Here is a 26,320-nt window from a genome sequence, read left to right as displayed (position 1 = left end):
GTCGGTGCGAGCACTCACTCCTGGGGCGATCATGACGTATCTCCTGGTTATCGGAACACGCAAGGGCCTGTTTACCGCCACCGGCGACGACCGCCGCCGTTGGGAGCTGCGCGGGCCGCACCGCCTCGACACCGAGGACTACGCGAACATGGCCGGCATCTACGCGGTGGGCGTCGACCCGCACACGCGGCGGATCCTGGTCGGAGCCGAGAGCTCCCACTTCGGGCCCAGCGTCTGGTACAGCGACGACCTCGGCGGGACCTGGCACGAACCGCCGCGGGCGCCGATCGCCTTCCCCGGCGACGTCGACGACTCCTTCACCCGGGTGTGGCAGTTCGCCTTCGGCGACGAGCCCGGCACCGTCTACGCCGGTGTGGAGCCCAGCGCCCTCTTCCGCTCCACCGACGGCGGCGAGAGCTTCGAGCTGGTGCGCCCGCTGTGGGACCACCCCCACCGCGCCGACTGGTGGCCCGGCGCCGGCGGCGCCGCCATCCACACCGTGCTCCCGGGCCGGGTGAGCGCCCAGGGCACCGACCCCGACGCCATGACGGTGGCCATGTCCACCGGCGGCGTTTACCAGACGCGCGACGGCGGCGCCAGCTGGGCACCGGCCAACCGCGGCATCAGCGCCGTCTTCCTGCCCGAGGAGGCGCCCGAGTACGGCCAGTGCGTGCACAAGGTCGCCATCGGCAGCGACGGCGCGTTCTACGCGCAGAACCACCACGGCGTCTTCCGCAGCACCGACCCCGCCACAGGGTGGACCTCCATCGCCGAGGGCCTGCCCACCGACTTCGGGTTCTCCTTCGTCACCCATCCGCACACGCCGGGCTCGGGCTACGTGTTCCCCGTGGTCAGCCAGGAGGTCCACCTGCCGCCCGGCGACCGCCTGTCCGTGCACCGCACCGACGACGCCGGCCGCAGCTGGCAGCCGGCCGTCAAGGGACTCCCGCAGGACCCCTACTACGGGATCGTGCTGCGCGACGGCGCGTGCACCGACGGCGCCGCCGACCCGGGCTTCTACTTCGGTACCCGCTCCGGCGACGTCTACGCCACTACCGATTCCAGCGGCGAGTGGTCGCAGGTGGCCGCCCACCTGCCCGACGTGCTGTGCGTCCGCGCGGTGGAGGTGTGAGGACATGGCCGTGACCGTCGTGCTCCCGCAGGTGCTGCAGTCCGACGCCGGGGGAGCCGCCCGCATCGAGATCATGCTCGCCGAGGCCGCGCCGACCCCGCCCACCGCGGCGACCGCGCCCGACGCCTCGGCGCCCGCCGGAGGCCCCGTCCCCGCTGCGGCACCCGCCGCCGCGGCGGCACCGGACACCCGCGCCACACTGCGCGCCCTCCTCGACGAACTCGCCCGCCGCCACCCCGGACTCGACCGCCGCATCCGCGACGAACAGGGGCGGCTGCGCCGCTACGTCAACGTGTTCGTCGACTCCGACGAGTGCCGCGCGGTCGACGGACTCGACACCCCCGTCCCCGAGGGTGCGGAAGTCCGCATCCTGCCCTCGGTGGCCGGCGGCTGAGCCGCCGAACTATGCCGTGTTCAAGAACGCCGGCCTGCTGTGCGGCCTTGTTGTGGCCTTGTTGGTCTGCCGGGCGGCGGGTGGTCTTCACCGGAAAGCCGCAGCGAGGGCGGCGGATGGCCGGGCCTGCGGTTGACGGGTCGGGTGCTCTGCGGTGGCGCGCGCGGCGGGGCGGCGACGACGCCGGCGGGGTCGGGCCTGCGGTGGTCGGCGGCGGTCACCCGCCTGCAGGTGGTCGAGCCCCGGGGGCCGCCGCCCGGTCGTCGGCGCGGGCCCGGCGCGGGGCAGCCGGCGGCCGTCATGGCCGGAACGGGGCCACGAGTCGCACGTACGTGCGGCCCCATCCGCCTCGGCGCCGCCCCGAGGCGCCACCCTCACCCCATCATTCCGCGATACGAAACAACACGGGGTGTTTTGCCCACAAATGCTCGAGTTCCCGGTGGGCCCGCACCAGCGTCGCGGCGGCGACGGTCCACGAGGCGCGCCGAATGGCGCGGAAACGCCCCCGACGTCAACTTTTCGTGCACCTCGTGGCCGCCGCGCCCGCCGAGGCCGCCCGCAAAACGGGCATAGGCCCCCAAAAGTCTGCCCCATCGGGCGGTGAGCCCCCGGCGGCCACACCCGGGCGCCACGAGCGACGCGGCGTCACCTCCCGACCCCCGATCCGGCGCACCACCGGGCCGCGCGAGCGCCCGCGACCGCGCCCCGCCGCGCTGCCTCCACCCTGTGCGGGCCCGGTAGGGGACACGGCGACACCCAGCCGGCCCACCGGCGCCGGTAGGTCCCCTATGCCGGCCCATCCGGCGATGATCGCGAACTTATGGCCGCGGAATGCGCTTACCTGCGACCATAAGTTCACGATAGACGGGCCAAGCCGCGCCGAGTCTGTCTGTAGGGACGGATTCGGCGCCGAATCCGTCCCTACAGACAGACTCGATGGCACCGGTGCCGCCCAACGCAGGGTTCTAACCAGACAGCGGCCGGACTCCGGTGAAACCCACGCGTTGGATGCACCGACCGGCCTGCGGCGGCCCAACGCCGCCCCTCCGCCGCACGCGCCACCGGCGGGCACCCGGCCCGTTGGGCACGGGCCCGACCCCGCTCCGTCCTCGGCGCCGCTTTCCCTAAGACCACCGATCCACCCGCCAGACCAACAAGGCCGCACAGCAGACCGGCGTTCTTAAGCACGGCTTAGGACACGTATACGGTCGCGCCCTCGCTGCGTGCCTTGAGGGCGCCGGTGAGCCGGGGCGCGAGTGCCGGGTGCAGCAGGTCCGCAGCGGCGTCGGGCGCGACGAACGCGTAGTCGTCGAGTTCATCCTCCTGCAGGGTGATCACGGCGCCGGAGTCGATCGTGCCGCAGTCGAAGACGAAGGACAGGAACGGCCTGGGTCGGGCGCCCCGCGGCGCGCTCCACTGCAGGGCCAGCAGCGTACCGGCGGTGCGCTGCAGGCCCACCTCCTCGGCCACCTCCCGCTCGCAGGCCAGGTGCGGGGCCTCTCCGTCCTCGACGATCCCGCCGGGCAGTGTCCAGTGGTCGCGGTAGTTGGGGTCGACCAGCAGCACGCGCCCAGACTCGTCGGTGATCAGGCCGAAGGAGGCGAGGTAGGCCGTGGGCAACGAGGCGAACCACTGTTCGGGAGGGAGAAACTGCGCCATACCGGCAGCGTAGGGCGTCGCCGTGGCGGGGGCGAGGCCGGGCCGCGCGAAGTCGGCGCGGCGCCCGCATCCCGATATTTTGGCCTACTTTGATCTACGCTGTAAAGGCATGTGTTGCGAGACATCCACCCTCTACACTGGACGCCGACCGACCCGCCGGCGGCCGCCTGCGCCAGGCGCCCCCCGCGCCTGCGGGCAGCACACCTCCAGCAGCGGAGCTTCTTGCGTCGACGCTGCCGGAGTGCGCACCGGGTGCCCCGGCGCGGTTCCGCGGTCGCGGACGCGCCGGCCGAGAGTGCGGCTCCGGATGCGGTCGCGGTGCCCCGGTGTGGCTACGATCGCAGGATTGGGCCACACACTCGATACAGCGGTGAATGCGGAGGTACGGACGTGGGTCCGTTGGAGCACGGCGACCCGGAGCGCATCGGCCGGTACCGGCTGATCGGGCGGCTGGGCGCCGGAGGCATGGGGCAGGTGTACTTCGGCCGATCGGCGGGCGGCCGCCCGGTGGCGGTGAAGCGCATCCACCCGCACCTGGCGACCGACAACTCGTTCCGCGAGCGCTTCGCCCGCGAAGTCACCGCGGCGCGCCAGGTCAGCGGAGCCTTCACCGCGCCGGTCATCGACGCCGATCCCGAGGGCGACGTCCCCTGGCTGGTCACCTCCTACGTGCCGTCGCTGCCACTGGACGAGGCCGTGCGCGCCTACGGCGGACTGCCCGAGCACACGCTGCGCGTTCTGACCACCGGCCTCGCCGAGGCCCTCGCCGAGATCCACCGCGTCGGCCTGATCCACCGCGACCTCAAGCCGGGCAACGTCCTGCTCGCCGAGGACGGCCCCCGCGTCATCGACTTCGGAATCGCCCGCGCCACCGAGGGCACCGCGGCCACGCAGTCCATCATCGGCACCCCCGGTTTCATGTCGCCCGAGCAGGTCCAGGGCGAGCACCTCACCCCCTCCAGCGACATGTTCGCCTTCGGCGCGGTCCTGGTCTATGCCGCCGGCGGCGTGGGGCCCTTCGGCGAGGGCGCCATGCCCACGCTGGTCATGCGGATCCTGCAGCACGAGCCCGACCTCTCGGCGGTCCCCGCCTCCCTGCAGCGGCTGGTCTCGGCCTGCCTCGCCAAAGACGCACGCAATCGGCCCTCGCCCGGGCAGCTGCTGGACGCCCTCGGCGACGTCCCCATCGGCGAGTCCTGGCTGCCGCCCGACGTCAAGCGGGGCGTGCGCGACCAGGTCGACAAGACCAACGCGGCGCTCAGCGGCGGTGCCGCCGCCGACGGCGCCGACACCGGCGGGGCCACCTCGTTCCTCGGCGGTGCCGCGGCGAGTGCGGCCGCCGGGTCCGGACTCGGCGACCACGACCCCACCCGCGCCGCGGGCGGAGCAGTCGCCGGAGCCGACGCCACGTCGGTCATGGGCGCCGGAGCCCATGCCGGAGGGACCGGGCAGACCCCGCAGCCTCCGCCGCCCTACCACCCCGACGGACCGCAGGCCGGCCAGGCCGGCGCGACACGCGCCTATGGCCAGACGCCGGCGCCCACCACGGGATACGGGGAGCGCACCCGCGCCTATGAGCAGCAGGGGCCGGACCGCACCCCCGCCTACGGCAGCGGCCCGCAGCAGGCGCCGCCTACCGCGGCCGTGCCGCCGGCGGGCGACGACGCCTACGCCGGGATGTACCGCGACTCCGGACCCCGCGCGCCCGCCCAGCCCTACCAGGACGACGGGCGGCGCCAGGAGGAGGAGCAGCGCCGCCGCCAGCGTGAGCAGCAGCAGCGCGAGCAGCAGCAGCGCGAGCAGCAGCAGCGCGAGGAGCAGCAGCGCGAGGAGCAGCGCCGCAGGCAGGAGGCCGAGCGCGCGCACCGCGAGCGGATGCGTGCCGAGCAGGACGCGGCCCGGCGCGCCCAGGCGCAGGCGCGCCACGCCGACCAGCCCGGCTTGTGGAGCTTCGCCAAGCTGCTGCCGCTGCTGATCATCCCGATCATCCAGATCCCGCTGGGCATCGGCGTCTCCTACGCCTGGCAGTGGTTCACCACCGAGTCGGGCGTGTGGACCGGTCAGGAGTGGGTCTACTCGGGCGTCTTCACCCTCGACGGGTTCTTCCACGCCCTCTACCTGGGCTATTTCCTGCTGAACAACGTCGTCGCGGCGGAGTTCCTGATCCGCTCGCTGCGCACGGCCTACGTCGTCGGCGCGATGCTGGCCTTGGCGGTGGTGGCCGGCACCAACGGAATGCTGTTCTACTCCGGCTTCTTCGGGTCAACTTGACCCGGCCCTGAAGGTGCCCTGGGCCGCGGGGGCGCCCCTCCCCGCGGCCCCGCCAGGCGGACGCCGGGGCGCCCGCGCTGGACGGCCGACCGGCTTGCGCGCCGGGTCCGCGGGGCCGCTGTAGGACGCGCTCAGCCCGCGTAGAACGCGGCGGCGGCGTGCAGGTGCTCCGCCAGTGCCGTCCGCAGCTCCTCGGGCTCCAGCACCTCGATCTCGGGGCCGTAGGAGGCGAACTCCGTGGTGGCCACCGCGACCGACTCGACGTAGAGTTCGGCCTCGCACCAGCCGTCGGCGCCGGCCTCCAGGCCGGCGGCCCCGGCGGCCGTGACGGGGGAGGACAGCGCGCCGACCAGCTCCAAGCCGCGCCGGCTCAACCGGACCCGGGTGCGCAGGCGGTGGCGGCTCTGCTCGAAGTCCCGGGCCCACTCGGCCCAGGTGGCGGCGAGATCGAAACTTTCGGGTCGGGTGAACGATTCGCCGCGCACGGTCAGTTCGCGCACCCGCGAGACACGGAAGACGCGCGGACGCAGGCGGGCGGCGTCCGGGCCCCCGCCGTGGGGGTGGGGCAGGGCGAGGAAGTACCAGCTGCCGCCCTTGAGCACGATCCCGAGCGGATCGAGCCGCCGCCGCACGTCGGTGCCGTCCCACCTGCGGTAGTCCACCTCGACGGTGTGCTGGTCCCACACCGCCGCGGCGACGGCGGCCAGATGCGGGACCTCCTCGGCACTGCGCCACCACCCGGGCGCGTCCAGGTGGAAGCGGGACCGGACGCGCTCGGCGCGCTCCCGCAGCCCCTCGGGCAGTGCGGCCAGCAGCTTCAGCTCGGCGGCGGCCATCTCCGCGCCCAGCCCCAGCTCGGCCGCCGCCTCCGGCAGGCCCGCCAGCGGCAGGGCCTCGGCCTCGCCCGCGGACAGGCCGGTCAGCCGCGTGCGGTAGCCCTCGACGAGGCGGTACCCGCCGCCGGTGCCGCGGTCGGCGTAGATCGGGATGCCCGCTGCGCTCAGCGCCTCGGTATCGCGGTAGACGGTCCGCTCCGACACCTCCAGGGCCGCGGCCAGCTCCGCCGCCGTCATCCGCCCGCGGTTCTGCAGCAGCAATACCAGCAGGACCAGTCGGCTCGCTCGCATGGGGCCAGTATGCAGCGTGTACCTGACAGCCGGCGGCGGCTTTCGGCCACGGCTCGCGCGTAGCCGCGGGCGCCGACCGCCCTCACCCGCCCAGCACCTCCTGCATGGAGCCGAACGCGGGCTTGGGCGCGTAGTCGCGGTCGAAGGGCAGCGCGGCGCCCCGACCCGGGAACCACGAGGGGATCCACAAGTCCGCCTCGCCGACGCCCCAGACTGTGACCGTTCAGGAAACGTGTGAAAACGTGTCCTGAGCCGTCGCCTTGCGGCGCGGCGTTGACCCCGCCCGACCGGGCGGGGTCTTCCCGTGGCGGTACCCATAGCCACCAGGGGCGGGCTTACGTGGGTTTCCAGCGGGCTCGTTTATCCTCGCCCCGCAACCCGGGGAGGAGGCGACCTCGGCGACCTCGGCGACCTCGGCGAGGTCGGCGAGGTCGGCGGCGGCGTTGGCGTCGCGGTCGGCGACCATCCCGCACGCCTCACACGTAAACGTCCGCTCCGACAGGCGCAGCTTGGCTTTCACCGCGCCGCAGTCGTTGCAGGTCTTGGACGAGGGAAACCACCGGTCGGCCACCACCAGGTGGCGCCCGGACCAGGCGGTTTCGTATTCCAACTGGCGGCGCAGTTCGCCCATTCCGGTATCGGAGACCGCGCGGGCCAGCGAGCGGTTGGCCGCCATCCCGGCCACGTTCAGGTCCTCGATCACGATCGTGGAGAACGCGTTGGTCAGGCGGGTGGTGAGTTTGTGGAGCCCGTCGCGGCGGGCGTTTGCGGTCTTCGTGTGCAGCCGGTCGGCGGCGGCGCGGGCTTTGCGCCACCGGTTGGACGGGGTTTGTCCGGTGCGCCGGTCGGGGCCGGTGCGGCGCGCGGCCCGCCGTTGGGCGCGGTCGAGGTGTTCGGGGTTGTCCACGGCCTCTCCGGTGGAGAGCACCGCCAGGTGCTTGACGCCCAGGTCGACGCCGACGGCGCCGCCGGTGGCCGGGGCCGGTGCGGGGGTGCGCTTCTCCACGGTGAAGGACACGTGCCACCGGCCGCGCTGGAAGCTGACGGTGGCCGCGAGGATGCGGGCGGAGCCACGAGCCAGGTGGCGGGCGAGCTTGCGGGTGGACTCGTGGGTGCGCACCACCCCGATGCGGGGCAGCTTCACATGCCGGTTGTCGCCGGGGGCCAACCCGAAGGCTCCGGTGGTGATACGAAACGACTTCCGGGACCGCTTGGACTTGAACTTCGGAAACCCGGTCTTCTTTCCGGTGCGCTTGCCGGCGCGGGAGGCGCTCCAGTTCTTCAGCGCCTGGGCGAGGTTCGCCAGGCCGCAGGAGTAGGCCTCTTTGGAGTTCTCGCCCCACCAGGGCGCCGCCTCGTGCTTGGCGGTGTTCCAGTCTTTGCGCAGGCTGTAGGCCGACCAGTTCAGGCCCGGGGTCAGATCCGCCTCGTCCAGGCCGTAGGTGCGCTCGGCGGCGCGTCGGGTCAGGTTGGCTTTGACGCGGGCCAGCCCCCAGTTGTAGGCGAACCGGGCCGCCCCGGCATGGGAGGACAACGCCTGTTCCTGCTCAGGGGCGGCATCAAGCGCGAACAGGTAGGCCTGATGGTGGGCGCCGTTCACGCCGGGCCCTCCTTCCGTGTTGCGGCGGCCACCCCCTGGGCGGCGCGTTTCCCCGCCGACCGTTTCCCATACAGCCGGGCGCACATCGACGTCAGCACCTCGGTTATGTCGCGCACCAGATCGTCATCGACCTCGCTATCGTCGAGTACCACCAGCGACCGCCCCGAGGCGGCACGGTCACCTCCAGCCCCAGGTCGGTGAACCGGCGGATGTTCGCGGCCCCTTGAAGCGGTCGCCGACCACGGTGTCGATGTGGTCGTGCATGACCTCGCGCAGCTCCGCGGCACTGAACTCGCCCTCCGCCAGCCACCGCGGGTTCTGGTTGTGCCAGAGCAGCGTGTGCCCCCGCATGCGCTGGCCGTTCCGGTCGGCGAACTCCAGCAGGGTCTCGGCGGCGGAGAAATCGAAGCTCCCGAACTCGGGCTGCAGCGTGTCCCACTTCATCACGTTCTCCGCCGTCATCGAGCCGTACTGTTCGGCGACGAGCGCGCGATAGGCGCGGTGGTCCTCCAGCAGAACGGGATCGACGGCAGCGCCGATCCGGATGCCGCGCTCGGCGGCGAGGTCGCGCAGCGGGACGCCTCCGGCCTGGGTGTGCCCGGCCGCCGCCCGCACGGCGACCACGGCCAACGCGAACACCAGCACCGCGCTGCCGGCGATCGCCGCGGCGCGCAGGCGTGATCGGCGGGGACGGGGATCGACCATTGGGCGCCTCTTTCGGTCCGGTCCGGGGCGGAGGGGTGTCCGGCGCCCCGAACCGCGTGCGGTTTCCCCGCCGCCACTCGGTATACCCCCGCTGACCTGCTCTCAACCGGGAGCGCCCGGAGTCCGGGCGATCGCAGGTGGTAGGTTTGCGTTCTGTGCGGTGGCGCGCTCACAGGCGGGGGGAAGACGATGAGGCGCCCGACTATCGTCGATATCGCGAGGACGGCGGGGGTTTCCAAAGGCGCGGTCTCGTGTGCGCTTAACGGCCGCCCGGGCGTCTCCGACACCACTCGCAGCCGCATCCTGCAGATCGCCGGCCAGCTGGGCTGGGCACCCAGCAGCGCCGCGCGCGCCCTCTCCGACGGGCGCGCGGGCGCCATCGGCCTGATCATCGACCGGCCGGCCCTGGTGCTGGGCGTCGAGACGTTCTTCATGCGCTTCATCGCCGGGATCCAGGAGGAGCTGGCCGACGGTGACACGGCGCTGATGCTGCAGTCGGTCGACGAGACCTCCCCGGAGCTGACCACCTACAAGCGGTGGTTCGCCGAGCGCCGGGTCGACGGCGTGCTGCTGGTGGACCTGCGCCACGACGACCCGCGGCTCGCCGCGCTGACCGAGATGGGCCTGCCGGCGGTGGTCGTCGGCGGTCCGGAGCACACCGGCGGACTGCCGTGCGTGTGGTCCGACGACGGCGGCTGCATGCGCACGGCCCTCGGGCACCTGGCCCGACTCGGGCACCGCCGTATCGGACACGTCGCCGGCCCCGACTACCTGGTGCACACCCGGGTGCGCACCGCGGCGCTCGGCGCGGCCGCGCGCGAGCACGGCCTGGAGCCGCCGCGTATCGTGCACACCGACTACACCGGTGACAGCGGCGCACAGGCCGCCCGCGACCTGCTCATCGGCACCGAACCGCCGACCGCGCTGATCTTCGACAACGACCTGATGGCGGTAGCGGGGCTGGGCGTGGCACAGGAGTTGCGGGTGCCGGTTCCCGGGCGGTTGTCCATCGTGGCCTGGGACGACTCCCCGTTGTGCCAGGTCGTGCGGCCCGCGCTGACGACGGTCAGCCGCGATCTGCCCGAACACGGCCGACTGGCGGCGGCGCTGCTGCTCGACGCGGTCGCCGGCGGCCCCGCACGCCGAGTCGGAACCTCGCCGGGCGAACTGGTGCCGCGCGGCAGCACCGCGCCGGCGCCCTGAGCTCTCCTTTCGAAACAGGGCCCTCGGGTTCGCCGGGGGCGGCGGTGTCGCATGCGGTTCGGGCGGGGGTGCCTCGGGGGAGCCGGGCATCCGCGTCGTGTCCGCAGGTGCTCCGACACCTCCCGCCAGCGATCTGAAGTGCGGTTTTCCGGTTTCGGGATTATTTCGGTATGTGACCTCTTGGTCTCCCGTTGCGACCGTGTTACATTCGTCACTGCATGGGAGCGCTCCCAAGCGGAGCGTAGGTGGCCGATTTTCGGACGTGTACGACAGGAAGGGAGCACCCGCCATGGCTCGACCCCCTCGTCGACGCAGCCTCGTGGCCGCTTCGCCCGCCTTCGCGGTACAGATCCACCCGGCCGCCGCTCGTGCTGCGCAACCGCCCCGTACCACCCCGGCCGCAGGGCAGGGTGACGCGGTCCCCTGCCGTCCACCGCTGGGCCGTCCCGCCTGAGCGGGTCCCGCCGACTCGCGCGCCGCAACGCGCGGCGGCACCCCGCGGCCGCACCCGGCCGAACCACCGCTGCGCGAACCGACCGCGTGCGTCCTGCGAACGGGACTCTCGGCCACCGAACGACGACTGCGAGGAACCGCGATGTGCGAAACGAGTCGTGCGCGGCACCGCCGAGGTGCAGGCACGCGCCGCGGCGGCGCCGCGGGCGCGGGCGCTCGGCCCACCGCGCGCGCCGCGGGGCGTCCCGGTACGCATCGGGCCTCGCAACCCCCGACTGTCCTGCATACCCCTGCCTACCGCCCGGTGGCACGCCGCACGTGCGGGGGCAACGGAGAACGGTACGAGCCCGGACGCGCCGGCCTGGGCTCCACCCCGTCTCCGGCAGGCGGTTCCGGGCGGGTCCCCTGCGCCCGGACACGCCTGTGCCCCCGCGCCTCGGCGCGCACCGCCCCGACGCGGCCCCGGCCGCCCGAGGGCGACCGCGCCGACGGGGGCCACCCCGATGATCCCTGGGACCGGCCGCATTCACATCACTGCGGCCTCGTGCGGCCGGTCCCAGGCCGGCACCGCCGCGGGGGAGCGTCGAAAACTTCGCTCCCGGTGCGCGCCTGCGGGCTTTTCCGGATGCGGCGCCTTTCCGCCCCTTAAGGGCGCTGCCGCGACGAGGGGCGGGACGGCTGCGGTCCCGCCCCTCGTCCATGTCCGGACCACCCCCGATACCGCCAAGCCCTCGCTGCGGTCGGCGCTGCCTTTCGCGCCGACCGCAGCGAAGGCTCAGCGGCTCCTCGGCGCGGCCGTGCTGTGCCGCACGACGAGGTTGGTCGCCAGATCCAGACGCAGGTTGGGCGGCTGCTGGCCGCGGCTGAGCATGAGCGCGAGCCGCGTCGCCTCCTCGGCCATCTCGGTCAGCGGCTGGCGCACCGTCGTCAGCGGCGGCCCGACCCAGCGCGCAACGGGCAGATCGTCGTAGCCCACGACGCTGAGGTCCTCGGGAATGCGCACTCCCAGCTCGCGTGCCGCCTCGTAGAGGCCCATCGCCTGCAGGTCGCTGCCCGCGAAGACGGCGGTGGGCGGGTCGGGCGAGGTGAGCAGGTCGCGGCCGTGCCCGTGGCCGCCCTCGATGTGGAAGTCGCCGGTGCGGATCAGGTCCGGGTCGATCGGCAGCCCGGCCGCATCCAGCGCCGAGCGGTAGCCGTCGATCCGGGCACGGCTGCACAGCACGTCGACGGGACCGCCGATCACGGCGATGCGCCGGTGGCCCAGTTCGATCAGGTGGCGGGTGGCGACGAGGCCGCCGTTCCAATTGGCCGAGCCGATCGAGGGCAGGTCCTCGTCGGTGTCGCCGGTGGGGTCGACCACGACGAAGGGGATGCTGCGCGCGGTCAGCCGCGCCCGCTGGTCGGGGGCCAGATCGGAGAAGACCAGGATCGCCGCGGTGGACTGTCGGCCGAGTACGGCCTCGACCCAGGCGTCCCGCGGTGCACGCTCGCCGCCGGACTCCGAGAGCACGACGCTGAGGCCCTCGGCGCGGGCGATGCGCTCCACGCCGCGGATGACCTCGATCGCCCAGGCGCTGTCCAGTTCGTGGAAGACCAGGTCGATGGTCGGGGAGCGCCCGGCGCCGGGTCCGCGGCGACGGCGGTAGCCGTGCCGGTGGATGAGCTCCTCGACGCGCGCCCGGGTTTCGGGCGCGACGTCGGCGCGGCCGTTGAGGACCTTGGACACCGTCGGCACGGACACCCCCGCGGCCTCCGCAATTTTCGAGATCGTCACGGGTTCCGATCCGGCGGGGCCTTGGGAGAGCGGTGCGGGTTCTGCTGTCACAAGCCCGCATTTTACTGGTCATCCCCGGGTGACTACGCGGGGGGAGGGTGACGAACTTCTCGTGGAGTGTTGACGCTGTTTGTGGCAGCACCGTAGATTCTGGCAGCACGCATTGCGATAACGTGTCCGATAGTTTCGATAAGGACGTAGCCATGATTCCCCACAGGGCCGGCGCCGCTGGCGCACTCGCGCTGCTCCTGTTCACAGCCACCGCCTGCGGAGGCGACGCCGGGTCGCAGGACTCGGGCGACGGCGAGATGAACATCATGATGTACCAGGACTCCCTCGCCGTCGTGCAGGAGAACGCCGTCGAGCGGTTCAACCAGAACAACGAGGCCACGGCCGCGATGAACCAGGTTGCGCCGGACGGCTATGAGGACAAGCTCCGCACGGTCATGGGGTCGGGGCAGGCCCCGGACATGTTCTTCAACTGGGGCGGCGGCAGCATCGAGCCCTACGTCGAGCAGGAGATGCTCTTGCCACTGGGCGCGACGCTGCAGGAGAACCCGGAGATGCAGGACGCCTTCATCCCCTCCATCCTCGAAGCCGGCAAGATCAACGACACCCAGTACGGCATCCCGCTGCGCGGCACGCAGCCGAAGATGATCTTCTACAACGAGAAGGTGTTCGAAGAGGCGGGCGTCGAGCCGCCCGAGACCTGGGAGGACATCCAGAACCTGATCGACACCTTCAAGGAGGAGGGCGTCACCCCCTTCGCGCTGGGCGGCGCGACCCCCTGGGCCGACCTGATGTGGATGGAGTACCTGGTCGCTCGCATCGGCGGGCACGACGTGTTCCAGCAGATCGCGAACGGCGACTCCGCCGGCTGGAAGGACCCGGCCATCCTGGAAGCGGCCCAGATCATCCAGGACATGGTGAAGAACGGTGCCTTCGGCGACAGCTACGCCTCGGTCTCCGCGGCCGACGGCTCGGCTTCGGCCCTGCTGGCAGACGGCCAGGCGGCCATGCACCTGATGGGCTCCTGGGAGTTCTCCACGCAGCTGGCGGACGCACCCGAGTTCGCCAAGAACGACCTGGGCTATGTCGCCTTCCCTGCGATGCCCGACGGAGAGGGCAACGCGCAAGCCGTGGTCGGCAACCCGACCAACTACTTCTCCATCACCGACGACGGCGACACCGACGCGGCGGTGGAGTTCCTGAAGCAGACCTACAGCGACGAATACGTCAAGGACATGGTCGAGAACGGCGAGGTCCCGACCACGACCGGTGCCGAGGAGATGCTGGACGAGGCGCCCAACCCCGACTTCGCGCGGTTCCAGTACGCGATGGTCCGCGACGCGCCCACCTTCCAGCTCTCCTGGGACCAGGCGCTGCCGCGGTCGGTCGCCGAGCCGATGGTCACCGAGATCGAGAAGCTGTTCAACCAGCAGGTCACTCCCGAGGAGTTCGTCGACAACGTGGCGGCCCTGCAGTGAGTGTTGTTTCACCCAACCGGGACGGCCGCAAGGCGCAGACCCGGTCCCGGGCGCGCACCGCCGCGAGCGGCGGTGCGCGCCCCGGGCCGCGCGTCGGGCGCCCGAGCGCCTGGTGGGGGCTCCCCGCGATCTTGTTCTTCAGCGTATTCGCCGTGCTGCCCATGGTGCTGGTGGTCTACCTGTCGCTGACCACCTGGGGCGGACTGGGCGTTCCCCAGTTCACCGGACTCAGCAACTGGATCCGGCTGGTCGGCGATCCTGTCGCGCACCGGGCCATCCTGCTGACGCTGATCCTGACCGGCGGCAGTTGGGCGCTGCAGACGCCCATCGCGCTGCTGCTGGGGGTGTGGGCCTCCGGGAGGCAGCGCAACCGGGCCGTGCTCTCGGCGATCTTCTTCGTGCCGCTGCTGCTGTCCTCGGCCGCCATCGCCATCATCTGGCGGGCGCTGCTGGACCCCAACTTCGGTCCGCTCACCACCATCGGCCCGCTGATCGGAATGCCCGGCCTCGACTTCCTGAGCAGTGAGACCGGCGCATTCGGCGTGATCCTGTTCGTCAGCGCCTGGCAGTTCATCCCGCTGCACACCCTGCTGTACCAGGGCGGGGCCAGGCAGATCCCCGAGTCGCTGTACCAGGCGGCCGAGATCGACGGCGCCGGGCGCTACCGCGCGTTCTGGCACATCACGCTGCCGCAGTTGCGCAACACCATCACCACCTCGTCGGTGCTGATGGTCGTGGGATCGCTGACCTACTTCGACACGGTGCTGATCATCACCGGCGGCGGCCCCGGACACGCCACCACCATCGTGCCGTACCTGATGTACGAAGCCGGATTCCAGAACTACCAGTTCGGCTACGCGAGCGCCGTGGCCTGCGTGCTGGTGGCCTTCGCGACCCTCGCCTCGCTGCTGATGGTGCGCTTCACCGGATTCGGCAAGATGCGCAGCACCCGGGAGGGAATGTGACCGCGACGTCGCCGGCGCGCGCCGGCCAACACGCACGGACCCCCGGACCCGGCACTGGGCGGCGGCGGCCCGCCAAGCGCATCGGACTGCGCAGCTGGCGGCACCGCCCCAACCTGGTCGCCGGACTGGGCGCCTTCGTCTGGTTCCTGGTCGTCGGAGTCCCGATCTACGCGCTGCTGGTGGCCACCTTCCAGCAGACCGAGGAGTACCGCTCGGCGGGCCCGCTGGCCATCCCCGACGACCCGACGCTGGACAACTACGTCAACGCGGTCCAGAACGGGCTGCTCGGGTTCATCTGGAACACGGCGCTGGTGACCGTGGGTGTGGTGGCCCTGGTCGTCGGGCTCGCGGTGACCGCCGGCTACGCCATCGTGCGCAACCGCAGCTGGCTGAGCGACTCCACGTTCCGGGTCTTCCTGCTGGGGCTGGCCATTCCCAACCAGGCGGTGATCGTCCCCGTCTATCTGATCATCATCCAGATGGGGCTGTACGACTCGCTGATCGCGATCGTGCTGCCCACCGCCGCGTTCGCGCTGCCGGTGTGCATCCTCATCCTGACGGGGTCCATGCGAGACATCTCCGACGAGCTGTACGAGGCGATGTCGCTGGACGGCGCCGGGCCGGGGCGCACGTTCATCCAGCTCGTCGTGCCGCTGTCGCGGTCGGGCATCAGCACCGTGGCGGTCTACGCCGCGCTGCAGGCGTGGAACGGGTTCCTGTTCCCGCTGATCCTCACCCAGTCCGCCGAGAACCGGGTGATCACGCTGGGCCTGTACGAGTTCCAGGGGACCTACCGCACCGACATCCCCGGCCTGCTGGCCGCGGTCGTGCTGGCGACGGTCCCGCTGTTCATCGTCTACCTGATCGCCCGCCGATCCCTGGTCAGCGGCCTTATGGGCGTCGGCGGCAAGTAGCCGTCGGCGCTCGCGCCCCTACCGCAACGCACAGCCACAGCCCCGCCTGCGCGGGGCTCTGCAATGAAGAAGGAAGGGTATATGACGCCCCACTCCAACCTCGCCCCCTGGCAGGACGCCACGCGCCCTGCCGCCGAACGGGCGGGCGAGGTCCTTAGGCTCATGACCTTAGAGGAGAAGGTCGCCCAGCTCTACGGTGTCTGGGTGGGTGCCGACGGGTCCGGTGAGGGCGTCGCCCCCCACCAGCACGACCTCGCCGAGGAGACCCCCGACTGGGAGCAGGTGATCGCCCACGGCCTGGGCCACCTCACCCGCCCGTTCGGCACGGCCCCGGTCGACCCGGCGATGGGCGTGCAGGCGCTGGCCAACTCCCAGAAGGAGATCGCCGCCGCCAACCGGTTCAGCATTCCCGCCATCGCCCACGAGGAATGCCTCTCCGGCTTCGCCGCCTGGCAGGCCACCGTCTATCCGACGCCGCTGGCCTGGGGCGCGTCCTTCGATCCCGAACTGGTCGAGCGCATGGCCGCCCAGATCGGCACCTCCATGCGGCGCGTGGGCGTGCACCAGGGGCTCTCCCCGGTCCTGGACGTCAGCCGGGACCCGCGCTGGGGCCGCACCGAGGAGACCATCGGCGAGGACCCCTACCTCGTCGGCACGGTCGCCACCGCCTATGTGCGCGGTCTGCAGTCCTCGGGCGTGGTCGCCACCCTGAAGCACTTCGTCGGGTACTCCGCCTCCCGGGCCGGCCGCAACCTCGCCCCCGTCTCGGCCGGTCGCCGCGAGTTCGCCGACGTGCTGCTGCCGCCGTTCGAGATGGCGATCGCGCTGGGCGGGGCCAGGTCGGTGATGCCCTCCTACACCGCCAACGACGGTGTGCCCGCCACCGGCGACCCGGGCCTGCTCACCGCGCTGCTGCGCGAGGAGTGGGGCTACACCGGCACGGTCGTCTCCGACTACTTCGCGGTCACCTTCCTGGAGACGCTGCACGGCACCGCGGGTTCGGCCGGCGGCGCCGCCGCGTCCGCGCTGGAAGCCGGAGTCGACATCGAACTGCCCACGCTGCGCTGCTACGGCGCGCCGCTGCTGGCGGCGGTGCGCGACGGCAGCGTTTCCGAGGACCACGTCGACCGCGCCGCGCTGCGGGTGCTCACCCAGAAGTGCGAACTGGGGCTGCTCGACGCCGACTGGACCCCCTTCCCGGCCGAGCCCGCGGCAGACTTGGGCGGCTCCGGCGCCGAGTCGGGCGCCGCCGACGTCGACATCGACCTGGACCCGCCCGAGCACCGCGCGCTGGCGCGCCGCCTGGCCGAGGAGTCGGTGGTGCTGCTCACCGACGACCGCCGGCAGCTGCCGCTGGCGGCCGGGCGGCGCACGGCCGTCGTGGGGCCGCTGGCCGACTCCACCGAGGCGATGCTGGGCTGCTACTCCTTCCCGGCCCACGTCGGCGGATCCCACCCCGAGACCCCCATCGGCCTTGAGATACCCACGCTGCTCGATGCGCTGCGCACCGAGCTGCCGGGTACCGGGATCGACTACCGGCGCGGGTGCGGTGTCGACGACACCGACACCTCCGGCATCGCCGAGGCCGTCGCCGCAGCCGAGGAGGCCGAGGTCTGCGTGGCGGTCGTCGGCGACCGCGCGGGACTCTTCGGCCGGGGCACCTCGGGCGAGGGCTGCGACGTCACCGACCTGCGGCTGCCCGGCGTGCAGCAGGAACTGGTCGAGGCGGTACTGGCCTCCGGCACCGCGGTGGTGCTGGTGGTGATGAGCGGTCGGCCCTATGCGCTGGAAGGGCTCGCCGAGGGCGCGGCTGCGGCGGTGCAGGCGTTCTTCCCCGGCGAGGAGGGCGGCCCGGCGGTCGCCGGCGTACTCTCCGGGCGGGTCAATCCCAGCGGCCGGCTGCCCGTGGGACTGCCGCGGAGCAGCGGCGGCCAGCCCGCGCCCTATCTCGCCCCGGCGCTGGGGCGCCGCAGCGAGGTCAGCTCGGTCGATCCCACGGCGCTCTACCCGTTCGGGCACGGCCTCTCCTACACCTCCTTCTCGTGGTCGGACTTCCGCGTCCAGGCGCGGGGCGAGGGCGCAAGCGACCCCGCGGCCGCAGCCACCGACGGCGCCTTCACCCTGGGCTGCACGGTGCGCAACACGGGAGCGCGCGCCGGCGCCGAGGTCGTCCAGCTCTACCTGGGCGATCCCATCGCCCAGGTGAGCCGGCCGGTGCGCACCCTGGTCGGATACGCACGCGTGGAGCTGGAACCCGGCCAGGAGCGCCGGGTGGAGTTCGCGGTCTCGGCCGACCTGGCCGCCTACACCGGGGCCGACGGACGGCGCGTGGTCGAGGCGGGCGAGCTCGACCTGTCGCTGGCGGCCTCCTGCGAGGACGTCCGGCACAGCGCGCGGGTGCGCCTGGAGGGCCCGGCGCGCTTCGTCGACCACAACCGCCACCTGGTGAGCGAGGCCGTCGTCGGCGATTGAGCCTCGGCAGGCGCAGTAAGGACCGGGCCGGATCCGGTCGGCGGCGGGGAACGGGCCGCGCCGACCGGGTCCGGCCCTTCTGCTTGCGCGGGGAGAGTGCGCGCCGCTCCTCGACGCGCCTCCGGTTCGCTCCCGGTATTTCGGACGATCAAGCATGGAAAGGGACTTTTCATCTTGAATCGTCTATATTTGGGATCTATTTCCCAATGATTCGGTTCTCCGCCTTCCCCCGCTCGCCGTGATCGCCGGTGCCGCGGTGCGTGCGGACGCAGGTGCGCCGGTGGCCCTGCCGTCGGCGGCCTGGAAAGGGTGCCTCGGAGCCGCGCGTATCCGGCGAGTCCTGAACCGGTTTAGTTTCGATAACGGGTCTTGCTCGCTGAACCGGTTCAGTGATGTTCTGTTCGCACTTCGCAGGTGGCGCGGGTCACATCGGCCGTGCGGTCGCCACCGGCCGCCCGCAGCGCAGCCGGCGCGTCCGCGACGGCGGCACCTCATACGTGACGGACATTGGGAGTTGGACATGGGGAACCGGCTGAGATGGCTGAGTGCGGCCCTTGTGGTCGGCCTGGCCGCTGCGGGCTGCACCGGCGGCGGCGACGGCTCCGGCGGAGGCAACGGCTACCCGCGCGAGGAGACGCTGTACACGACGGGCACGCAGTGGGGCCCGCCCTCCACGTGGAACCCGATCATGAGCGGCTCCTACACCACCGGCGTGGTCGGCTACATCTACGAACCGCTCTTCCTCTACGACCCGCAGCAGCAGGAGTACATCCCCTGGCTGGCCGAGTCCGAGGAGTGGATCGACGACAGCACCTACGAGGTGAGCCTGCGCGAGGGCGTCACCTGGAGCGACGGCGAGGCGTTCACGGCCGAGGACGTCGTCTTCACCTACGAGCTCGCCCAGTTCGAGACCGTCCCCTACCACAACGTGTGGGACTACCTGGAGAACGTCGAAGCGGTCGACGAGCACACCGCCCGCTTCGAGTTCAACGACGAGCTGCGCCACCAGGAGTTCGCCTACTACACCTACTCCAACCCGATCGTGCCCGAGCACCTGTGGCGGGACCGCTCCGAAGAGCAGGTCACCACCGGCGCCAACGAGGACCCGGTCGGCACCGGCCCCTACCTGTACGAGGACCACAGCGAAGACCGCCAGATCTACGCCAAGAACGAGGACTGGTGGGCGACCGACGCGCTGGACCTAGAAGTCCAGCCGAACTACGTGGTCGACATCGTCAACTCCAGCAATGACGTCACCAACCGCCTGCTGGACCAGGGCGACGTCGACGTGAGCAACAACTTCCTGCCCGGGGTCGACCAGAAGATCCAGAACAACCCCAACATCAGCAGCTACTACGACGAGCCGCCCTACATGCTCTCGGCCAACACGGCCTGGCTGGTGCCCAACACCACCCGCGAGCCGCTGGACGACCCGGCGTTCCGCAAGGCCCTGGCCGCCTCGATCGACATCCAGAAGATCATCGACGGCCCCTACTCCAACCTGGTGCAGGCGGCCGACCCCAGCGGCCTGCTGCCGGTGTGGGAGGACTACATCGACCAGGAGCTCGTCGACGAGCACGGCTTCTCCTACGACCCCGGCGAGGCGGAGTCGCTGCTGGCCGACGCCGGCTACGAGGACACCGACGGCGACGGCATGGTGGAGACGCCCGACGGCGACCCCGTCGAGCTCACCCTCATGGTCCCCTCCGGCTGGACGGACTGGATGGAGGCCGCGCGCATCATCTCCGAGAACGCCCAGGCCGTGGGTATCAACCTCGTCGAGGAGTTCCCCGACCAGGCCGCGATGGAGGACCAGCGCAACGCCGGCGAGTTCGACCTGGTGATCAACAACGAGCGCCAGATCAGCAACACGCCCTGGACCTACTACGACTACATGTTCCAGCTGCCCGTCCAGGAGCAGCAGACCACGGTCAACTTCGCCCGCTACGAGAACGAGGAGGCCTGGGAGCTGACCAAGGAGCTCGCCCAGACTCCGGTCGAGGACAAGCAGGCGATGCAGGACACCATCTCCGAGATCCAGCGGATCCAGCTGGAGGAGATGCCCATCATCCCGCTCTGGTACAACGGCCTCTGGTCCCAGTACAACACCCAGACCTGGACCAACTTCCCCACCTCGGCGGACGACACCCCGCACCACCTGCCGACCACCTGGCGCAACTACGCCCAGCTCGGCTCGGTGCTGATGCTCACCGAACTGGAGCCCGCCGGCGGCTGACGCCCCGCGGCTCACCGTGAGCCCGATCCCCCCGGCCGCACCGCGGCCGGGCCAGGGACCCGCCCCCTCCCTCCCGTGCCACCGGGGAGGGGGCGGGGCCCCTCCATGCCGAAGCACCCACCCCGCCTTCTTCGCGGCCGGCGCCGCCGGCCGCCCCGACGAGTAGCAGCAGCAGGAGGCCGCAGTGCGCCGCTACCTCGCCAGGAAGATCCTCATCTACGCGCTGACGTTCGTCGCCGCGGTGAGCATCAACTGGCTCATCCCCAGGCTCATGCCCGGCGACCCGGTCCGCACCATGCTCGGCCGCGGATCAGCGGGCGACCCCGAGACCATGCAGCAGATGCGCGACTACTACGAGTCGGTCTTCGGCCTCGACGAGCCCGCCTGGCAGCAGTACATCAATTTCTGGACCTCGCTGTTCCAGGGCGATCTGGGCATCAGCGTGTGGCTGTTCCCCCGCCCCGTCTCCGAGATCCTGCTGGCCGCGGTGCCCTACACCCTCGCCCTGCTGCTGCCGTCCATCCTGCTGAGCTGGATCGCCGGGAACCGCTTCGGCGCCTTCGCCGCACGCAGCAAGTGGCTGGACAACACCGTACTGCCGCTGGGCTACATCCTCACCGCCACCCCCTACATGTGGCTGGGCATCCTGCTGGCCTGGGGCCTGGGCGTGGTGGCCGGCTGGTTCCCCACCGCCGGCGCCTACGGGTTCGGCACGATCCCCGGCTGGAACTGGACCTTCATCTGGGACCTGTTCCTGCACTGGTTCCTGCCGTTCGCCTCGCTGTTCCTGGTCGCGTTCGGGGGCTGGGCGATCGGCATGCGCAACCTGATCATCTACGAACTGGAGGCGGAGTACTCCACCTATCTGGAGGCGCTGGGGGCACCCCGCAAGCTCGTGCGGCGCTACGCCTTCCGCAACGCCGTCCTGCCGCAGATGACCGGCCTGGCGGTGCAGCTGGGCACCATCGTGGCCGGCGCGCTGCTGACCGAGATCGTCTTCGGCTACCCGGGGCTGGGCAACCTCATCCTGCAGGCGCTGAACAACCGCGACTTCTTCCTGCTGCAGGGCGCCTTCCTGTTCATCGTCATCGGCGTGCTGATCGCCAACTTCATCGTCGACGTCATCTACGTGCTGGTCGACCCGCGGACACGCACCCAGATGCAGGGGAGTGCCGCATGAGGCCGACGAGCGAGCCGGAAGGGAGCGGTGCGCGATGAGCGACAGCGCGATCGAAGCACGGTCCGCACAGGCCGAGACCGGACTGTCCGGGGGAGCCGGCAGCCGCCGCTGGGGCGAGACCCTGCACTTCGCGGTGCGCAACCCCAAGCTGCTGGCCGGGGCCGCCGTCGTGCTGGGCCTGCTGCTGCTGGGTCTGGTGGGGCCCATGGCCGTCGGCGACGAGCCCAACGCCTACGTCGGCCCCCAGTCCGCCCCGCCCAGCGGCGAGTACTGGCTGGGCACCACCAGCTTCGGCCAGGACGTCTGGGCCCAGTTCGTCCACGGAGTCCGCGCCACCTTCCTGGTCGGCCTCGTCGGCGGCGGCATGGCGGCCCTGGTCGGCATGGTCGTCGGGTTCACCGCCGGCTACCGCGGCGGACTCGTCGACGAGGTCCTCAACATGATCACCAACATCGTGCTGGTGCTGCCGGCCCTGGTGGTGCTCATCATCGCCGCCGCCTACCTGGAGGCCCGCGGTATCTGGCTGCAGGGCTTCTTCATCGGGCTGACCTCCTGGCCGTGGGTGGCCCGCGCCGTGCGCGCCCAGACGCTGTCCCTGGCCACCCGCGACTTCGTCGACCTCGCCCGGATGAGCGGGCGCCGCTCCTACAAGATCATCTTCCGCGAGATCGCGCCGAACATGAGCTCCTATCTGTTCATGACCTTCATCCTGCTCTTCGGCGGCGCCATCCTCATCGCGGCCGGCCTGGACTTCATCGGCCTGGGACCGACCGAGGGCGTCTCGCTGGGGCTGATGATGCACAGCGCCGTGAGCTGGAGCGCGCTCAGCGGGGGCCTGTGGTGGTGGTTCGTCCCGCCCGGCCTCGGCATCACCGCGATCGTGGGGTCGCTCTACATCATGAACGTCGGGTTGGACGAGGTGTTCAACCCCCGGCTGAGGGAGCTCTGAGCCGCGTGAGCCTGGACGTGAACGACCTCGCGGTCTACTACCGGACGCTGAACGGCGACGTCCGCGCGCTGGACGGCGTGAGCTTCTCACTGGCCGACGGCGAGATCATGGGACTGGCCGGGGAGTCCGGCAGCGGCAAGTCCACGCTGGCCAAGAGCCTGATCAAGATGGACGGCCGGATGCGCTACGTCCGCGGCTCGGTGCGGCTGGACGACACCGAGCTGCCGGTGGCCGACCAGCGCGCCATGGTGCCCTTCCGGTTCCACCGGGTCTCGCTGATCCCGCAGTACGCGATGAGCGCCCTCAACCCCACCCGGCGCATCGGGCGGATGATCAAGGAGCTGGTCCGCTCCCGCGGCATCGACTACGGCGCGGTGCGCGAAGAGCTGCTGCGCCGCCTCGAACTGGTCGGGTTGGAGCCCGAGGTGCTGCAGCGCTTCCCCATCGAGCTCTCGGGCGGCATGAAGCAGCGCGTGGTGATGGTGCTGTCGACGCTGCTCGACCCCTCGCTGCTGATCGCCGACGAGGTCACCTCCGCGCTGGACGTGTCGACCCAGCGCGCCGTGGCCGAGGCGCTGGCGGGGTTCCGCGACCGCGGGTTCGTCACCAGCATGGTGTTCGTGACCCACGATCTGGCGCTGGTGCACCAGATCGCCGACACCATCATGGTGATGTATGCCGGGCGGCCCGCGGAGAAGGCTTCCTCGCGCACCATCATCGAGGCGCCCCGGCACCCCTACACCCGGATGCTGATCTCCTCGCTGCCCGAGGTCGGCGTCACCTACGCCGAGCAGCGGCTGGAGGGCATCCCCGGGCAGCCGCCGGGCCTGTTGAACCCGCCCACGGGCTGCCGGTTCCGCGACCGCTGCCCGCTGGCCTTCGACAAGTGCGAAGAGGAGCCCCCGTTCACCGAAGTCGCCCCCGGCCACTGGGCGGCGTGCTGGAAAGCGGAGTGATGGCGATGCTTCAGCTGCAAGGGGTCGGCAAGACCTACCGGATCGGCGCCTTCGGCGGCCAGTCGCTGCAGGCCGTGCACGACGTCGGCTTCGGTGTCGGCGCCGGCGAGGTGGTGTCCCTCATCGGCGAGAGCGGCAGCGGCAAGAGCACCATCGGCAAGATGGTGCTGCGGCTCATCCCGGCCAGCCGCGGCCGCATCACCTTCGAGGACGGCGACATCGCGGGGGTGCGCGGCCATGCCCGCAGCAAGGAGTACTACCGCCGCGTGCAGGGGGTGTTCCAGGACCCGTTCAGCTGCTTCAACCCGATCTTCAAGGCCGACCGGGTCTTCGAGCTGGTGCGCGCGGAGTACTTTCCCGCTTCGGCCGCCGCGCCGTGGCGCGCCAAGGTCGAGGAGGCGCTGACCACCGTCGGTCTGGACCCGGGCCAGGTGCTGGGCAAGTACCCGCACCAGCTCAGCGGCGGGCAGCTGCAGCGGCTGCTGATCGCCCGCGCGCTGCTGCTGGACATCCGGCTGCTGGTGGCCGACGAGATCATCAGCATGCTCGACGCCTCCACCCGCATCGACGTGCTCAACCTGCTCGGCGACCTCAAGGCGCGCGGCCTGGGCATCCTGTTCATCACCCACGACCTGTCGCTGGGCAACTACATCAGCGACACCGCGGTCATCCTGCGCCGCGGGCGGATCGTGGAGAGCGGTGCGACGTCGGAGGTCTTCGCCTCGCCCGTGCACCCCTACACTCGCCGGCTGCTGGCCTCGGTACCCCAGCTGCATACGTCGTGGGAACAGGCCGAAGCCGAACTCGGCGGGGACGGCGCAGAGGGGGAGCGGACCTGCCCGGGTTGCGGTGACGGCGGCCGGCCCGGTGAGCACGGGCTCGTCGACGTGGGCGACCGCCACGCAGTGGGGTGCTTCGCGACCGGCGCCGGCTGAGGAGCCGAAGCGGTGCAACGGCGGGGGAGGCCGGTGGGTCCGGCCGCCCCCGCCGTTCTCCGTGCCGCGCCCGCCGGGCCGGGGGAGGGGTACCGGGCCGGTGCGCGGCAGCGGGCGGGGAGGGGCCGCCCGCGTTCTGGGAGCGCTCCCACTGAATCTAGGCAGGACAGCCGACCCTGTCAACGGGGGTAACGCCGACGAATCCGCTCGGGGCCGGACGCCGATGCGCGCCCGCACGGGAAGCGCCGAGACGCCGGTGCCGCGTCCCGCTCTACTCCCCGGGCCAGTCGGCGTAGCGGATCCGGCGCAGTGACGTCACCTGGCCCAGCGCCCCCCACTCGTCCTTGCCCAGGCGCGCGATCGGCTGCAGCAGGCTGATCTCGGGATGGCCCGCCACCAGCGCGGAATCCTCGATGGCGACGTGCACCACCTCGCCGAAGACCACCGTGGAATCGCCGAGCAGCAGCGTGGAGTGCAGGCGGCACTCCAGCGCGGCGGGGGAGTCGGCCACCCGCGGCGGCTTGACCGCCGCACTCGGCTCGCGGCGCACCCCCACCGCGTCGAACTCGCTGACCTCGGGCGGGAAGTCGGTAGCGGTGGCGTTGATCTCGCGCCGCAGCCATTCCGGCGCGAAATTCACCACGAACTCCCGCGTCTGCTCCACGTTGCGCAGATGGTCCTTGCGGCCCACCGACGTGAACTGCACGATCGGCGGACTGGCGCAGGAGACGGTGAAGAAGGAGTGCGGAGCGAGGTTGTCGACCCCCGCGGCCGACACGGTCGAGACCCAGGCGATCGGGCGCGGCACCACCAGAGCGGTCAGCACCCGGTAGAAGTCGCGGTCGGACAGCTCGGAGGGAGTGACGTCGGTGCGCATGCCCGCATTATCCATCCGTGCGCCCGCACGGTCACACGGGCATACTGCCCGCATGGACCTGATCACCTCCGCCGACGTCGCCGCCGCCCGGGAGCGCCTGTCCGGCGTCGCCGTGCGCACCCCGCTGATTCCCTGCGCCTGGGCGCCCGGGGAGTTCTGGGTGAAGCCGGAGAACCTGCAGCCGGTCGGCGCGTTCAAGATCCGCGGGGCCGGAAACGCGCTGGCCCGGCTGAGCCCCGAGGCGCGCGAAGCCGGGGTGATCACGCATTCCTCGGGAAACCACGGACAGGCGCTGGCCTATGCCGCCCGCAGCCACGGGACCCGATGCGTCGTGGTGGTTCCCCAGGGCGCCCCGCGCGTCAAGGTCGAGGCGATGCACGCCTTCGGGGCCGAAACCGTGACGGTGCCGCCGGCCGAGCGCGCCGCCGAGGCCCGCGAACTGGCCCGTGCCGAGGGCTTGACGCTGATCCCGCCGTTCGACCACTCCGACGTGATCGCCGGGCAGGGCACGGTCGGCAGTGAGATCGCCGCCGACATGCCCGGCGTCGACACCGTGCTGGTACCGGTGGGCGGCGGTGGACTCGCCGCGGGAGTGGCGACCGCGCTCAAGGCGCGGTGCCCGAAAGCGGCCGTGGTGGGCGTCGAGCCGGAACTGGCCGCCGACGCCAAGGAGAGTCTGGAGCGCGGCCGACTGGTCCTCTGGCCCCCCGAGCGCACTCAGCGCACGGTCGCCGACGGCGTCCGAGTGGGCCCCTCGGAGTTGACGTTCGCCCATCTGCGCGAGCGGCTCGACGGCATCGTCACCGTCACCGAGGAGGAGATCCTCGCCGCGGTCGGCACGCTGGCCCGCAGCGCACGCCTGGTGTCCGAGCCCAGCGGGGCCGTGACCACGGCCGCCTACCTCGCCGGACGCGCGCCCTTCGGACGGACGGTCGCCGTCGTCTCCGGAGGCAACGTGCTGCCGGAGGTGCTGGCCCGGGCGGTGTCGAGCGGGGACGCGGAGACACAGAGCTGACAGGGCCGCTCCGGCC

20 protein-coding genes and 2 pseudogenes are annotated in these 26,320 nt (G+C 71.7%); 14 read left to right on the top strand and 8 right to left on the bottom strand.

Features of this window, described 5'->3' with window-relative positions; genetic code table 11:
* Positions 1 to 31: 31 nt before the first annotated feature.
* Together EKD16_RS13230 and EKD16_RS26605 are read left to right on the top strand one after the other, a co-directional pair.
* Positions 32 to 1,132, top strand: a complete 1,101-nt coding sequence (locus EKD16_RS13230) for a WD40/YVTN/BNR-like repeat-containing protein (protein WP_131098661.1) — start codon at positions 32 to 34, stop codon at positions 1,130 to 1,132.
* A 4-nt stretch (positions 1,133 to 1,136) separates the two neighbouring features.
* Positions 1,137 to 1,526, top strand: a complete 390-nt coding sequence (locus tag EKD16_RS26605; RefSeq protein WP_394347268.1) for a MoaD/ThiS family protein — start codon at positions 1,137 to 1,139, stop codon at positions 1,524 to 1,526.
* Between the two features lie 1,191 nt (positions 1,527 to 2,717).
* Here the strand turns inward: EKD16_RS26605 and EKD16_RS13220 are convergent.
* Positions 2,718 to 3,185: an NUDIX domain-containing protein gene (locus EKD16_RS13220; protein ID WP_131098660.1), complete on the bottom strand. Its 468-nt coding sequence runs from the start codon at positions 3,183 to 3,185 to the stop codon at positions 2,718 to 2,720.
* A 390-nt stretch (positions 3,186 to 3,575) separates the two neighbouring features.
* Here EKD16_RS13220 and EKD16_RS13215 point away from each other — a divergent pair, with 390 nt between their 5' ends.
* A complete protein-coding gene (locus EKD16_RS13215; RefSeq protein ID WP_131098659.1) occupies positions 3,576 to 5,456 on the top strand; it encodes a serine/threonine-protein kinase in 1,881 nt (626 codons plus the stop codon).
* 131 nt (positions 5,457 to 5,587) lie between these two features.
* Here the strand turns inward: EKD16_RS13215 and EKD16_RS13210 are convergent, their stop codons facing one another.
* The 5 genes and pseudogenes from EKD16_RS13210 to EKD16_RS13190 all read right to left on the bottom strand — a co-directional run bounded on the left by EKD16_RS13210 (position 5,588) and on the right by EKD16_RS13190 (position 8,888).
* Entirely contained in the window at positions 5,588 to 6,583 is a 996-nt protein-coding gene (locus tag EKD16_RS13210) for a helix-turn-helix transcriptional regulator (RefSeq protein ID WP_131098658.1), read from the bottom strand.
* A gap of 82 nt (positions 6,584 to 6,665) precedes the next feature.
* Positions 6,666 to 6,791 (bottom strand): annotated as a pseudogene (locus EKD16_RS13205) (endo-1,4-beta-xylanase); the annotation flags it as partial.
* A 15-nt stretch (positions 6,792 to 6,806) separates the two neighbouring features.
* Entirely contained in the window at positions 6,807 to 8,183 is a 1,377-nt protein-coding gene (gene tnpB, locus EKD16_RS13200; RefSeq protein WP_207391294.1) for an IS607 family element RNA-guided endonuclease TnpB, read from the bottom strand.
* Positions 8,180 to 8,353 (bottom strand): annotated as a pseudogene (locus EKD16_RS13195) (IS607 family transposase); the annotation flags it as partial. The gene tnpB and the pseudogene EKD16_RS13195, both read right to left, overlap by 4 nt.
* 7 nt (positions 8,354 to 8,360) lie before the next feature.
* Positions 8,361 to 8,888 carry an endo-1,4-beta-xylanase gene (locus EKD16_RS13190; RefSeq protein WP_131098656.1) on the bottom strand — a complete coding sequence of 176 codons (528 nt, stop codon included), beginning with the start codon at positions 8,886 to 8,888 and terminating at the stop codon, positions 8,361 to 8,363.
* Positions 8,889 to 9,077: 189 nt separating this feature from the next.
* Between EKD16_RS13190 and EKD16_RS13185 the strand changes: the two genes are divergently transcribed.
* Complete coding sequence (locus EKD16_RS13185) at positions 9,078 to 10,091, top strand: LacI family DNA-binding transcriptional regulator (RefSeq protein ID WP_131098655.1); 1,014 nt, start codon at positions 9,078 to 9,080, stop codon at positions 10,089 to 10,091.
* Between the two features lie 1,228 nt (positions 10,092 to 11,319).
* On the opposite strand, the gene EKD16_RS13180 is transcribed toward EKD16_RS13185, so the two are convergent.
* On the bottom strand, positions 11,320 to 12,369 hold the full coding sequence (locus tag EKD16_RS13180) for a LacI family DNA-binding transcriptional regulator (protein ID WP_131098654.1): 1,050 nt from the start codon (positions 12,367 to 12,369) through the stop codon (positions 11,320 to 11,322).
* Between the two features lie 152 nt (positions 12,370 to 12,521).
* Between EKD16_RS13180 and EKD16_RS13175 the strand changes: the two genes are divergently transcribed.
* The 9 genes from EKD16_RS13175 (at position 12,522) to EKD16_RS13135 (ending at position 24,412) form a co-directional block, all read left to right on the top strand.
* A complete protein-coding gene (locus EKD16_RS13175; RefSeq protein ID WP_131098653.1) occupies positions 12,522 to 13,805 on the top strand; it encodes an ABC transporter substrate-binding protein in 1,284 nt (427 codons plus the stop codon).
* A gap of 161 nt (positions 13,806 to 13,966) precedes the next feature.
* A complete protein-coding gene (locus tag EKD16_RS13170; RefSeq protein ID WP_207391565.1) occupies positions 13,967 to 14,770 on the top strand; it encodes a carbohydrate ABC transporter permease in 804 nt (267 codons plus the stop codon).
* Positions 14,767 to 15,684 carry a carbohydrate ABC transporter permease gene (locus tag EKD16_RS13165; protein WP_394347267.1) on the top strand — a complete coding sequence of 306 codons (918 nt, stop codon included), beginning with the start codon at positions 14,767 to 14,769 and terminating at the stop codon, positions 15,682 to 15,684. The genes EKD16_RS13170 and EKD16_RS13165 overlap by 4 nt, the downstream gene beginning before the upstream one ends.
* Before the next feature lie 81 nt (positions 15,685 to 15,765).
* Positions 15,766 to 18,156, top strand: coding sequence for a beta-xylosidase/alpha-l-arabinosidase (locus EKD16_RS13160; protein WP_242676957.1), 2,391 nt, complete (start codon positions 15,766 to 15,768; stop codon positions 18,154 to 18,156).
* A 520-nt stretch (positions 18,157 to 18,676) separates the two neighbouring features.
* A complete protein-coding gene (locus tag EKD16_RS13155; protein ID WP_131098650.1) occupies positions 18,677 to 20,392 on the top strand; it encodes an ABC transporter substrate-binding protein in 1,716 nt (571 codons plus the stop codon).
* Between the two features lie 184 nt (positions 20,393 to 20,576).
* The gene (locus tag EKD16_RS13150; RefSeq protein ID WP_131098649.1) at positions 20,577 to 21,572 is read left to right on the top strand and encodes an ABC transporter permease; all 996 of its coding nucleotides are present in this window, start codon (positions 20,577 to 20,579) and stop codon (positions 21,570 to 21,572) included.
* A 34-nt stretch (positions 21,573 to 21,606) separates the two neighbouring features.
* Positions 21,607 to 22,521, top strand: a complete 915-nt coding sequence (locus tag EKD16_RS13145; protein WP_131098648.1) for an ABC transporter permease — start codon at positions 21,607 to 21,609, stop codon at positions 22,519 to 22,521.
* A 5-nt stretch (positions 22,522 to 22,526) separates the two neighbouring features.
* The gene (locus EKD16_RS13140; RefSeq protein WP_131098647.1) at positions 22,527 to 23,477 is read left to right on the top strand and encodes an ABC transporter ATP-binding protein; all 951 of its coding nucleotides are present in this window, start codon (positions 22,527 to 22,529) and stop codon (positions 23,475 to 23,477) included.
* Positions 23,478 to 23,482: 5 nt separating this feature from the next.
* Positions 23,483 to 24,412, top strand: a complete 930-nt coding sequence (locus EKD16_RS13135) for an ABC transporter ATP-binding protein (RefSeq protein ID WP_131102492.1) — start codon at positions 23,483 to 23,485, stop codon at positions 24,410 to 24,412.
* 271 nt (positions 24,413 to 24,683) lie between these two features.
* Here the strand turns inward: EKD16_RS13135 and EKD16_RS13130 are convergent, their stop codons facing one another.
* Entirely contained in the window at positions 24,684 to 25,289 is a 606-nt protein-coding gene (locus EKD16_RS13130; protein WP_131098646.1) for a flavin reductase family protein, read from the bottom strand.
* Between the two features lie 52 nt (positions 25,290 to 25,341).
* Here EKD16_RS13130 and EKD16_RS13125 point away from each other — a divergent pair, with 52 nt between their 5' ends.
* The gene (locus EKD16_RS13125; protein ID WP_131098645.1) at positions 25,342 to 26,304 is read left to right on the top strand and encodes a threonine ammonia-lyase; all 963 of its coding nucleotides are present in this window, start codon (positions 25,342 to 25,344) and stop codon (positions 26,302 to 26,304) included.
* Positions 26,305 to 26,320: the final 16 nt, after the last annotated feature.

Origin of the sequence: Streptomonospora litoralis (assembly GCF_004323735.1) — a bacterium.
Lineage (GTDB): Bacteria > Actinomycetota > Actinomycetes > Streptosporangiales > Streptosporangiaceae > Streptomonospora > Streptomonospora litoralis.
The sequence above is the reverse complement of the archived record's forward strand: the minus strand, read 5'-3'. Positions and strand labels throughout refer to the sequence as shown.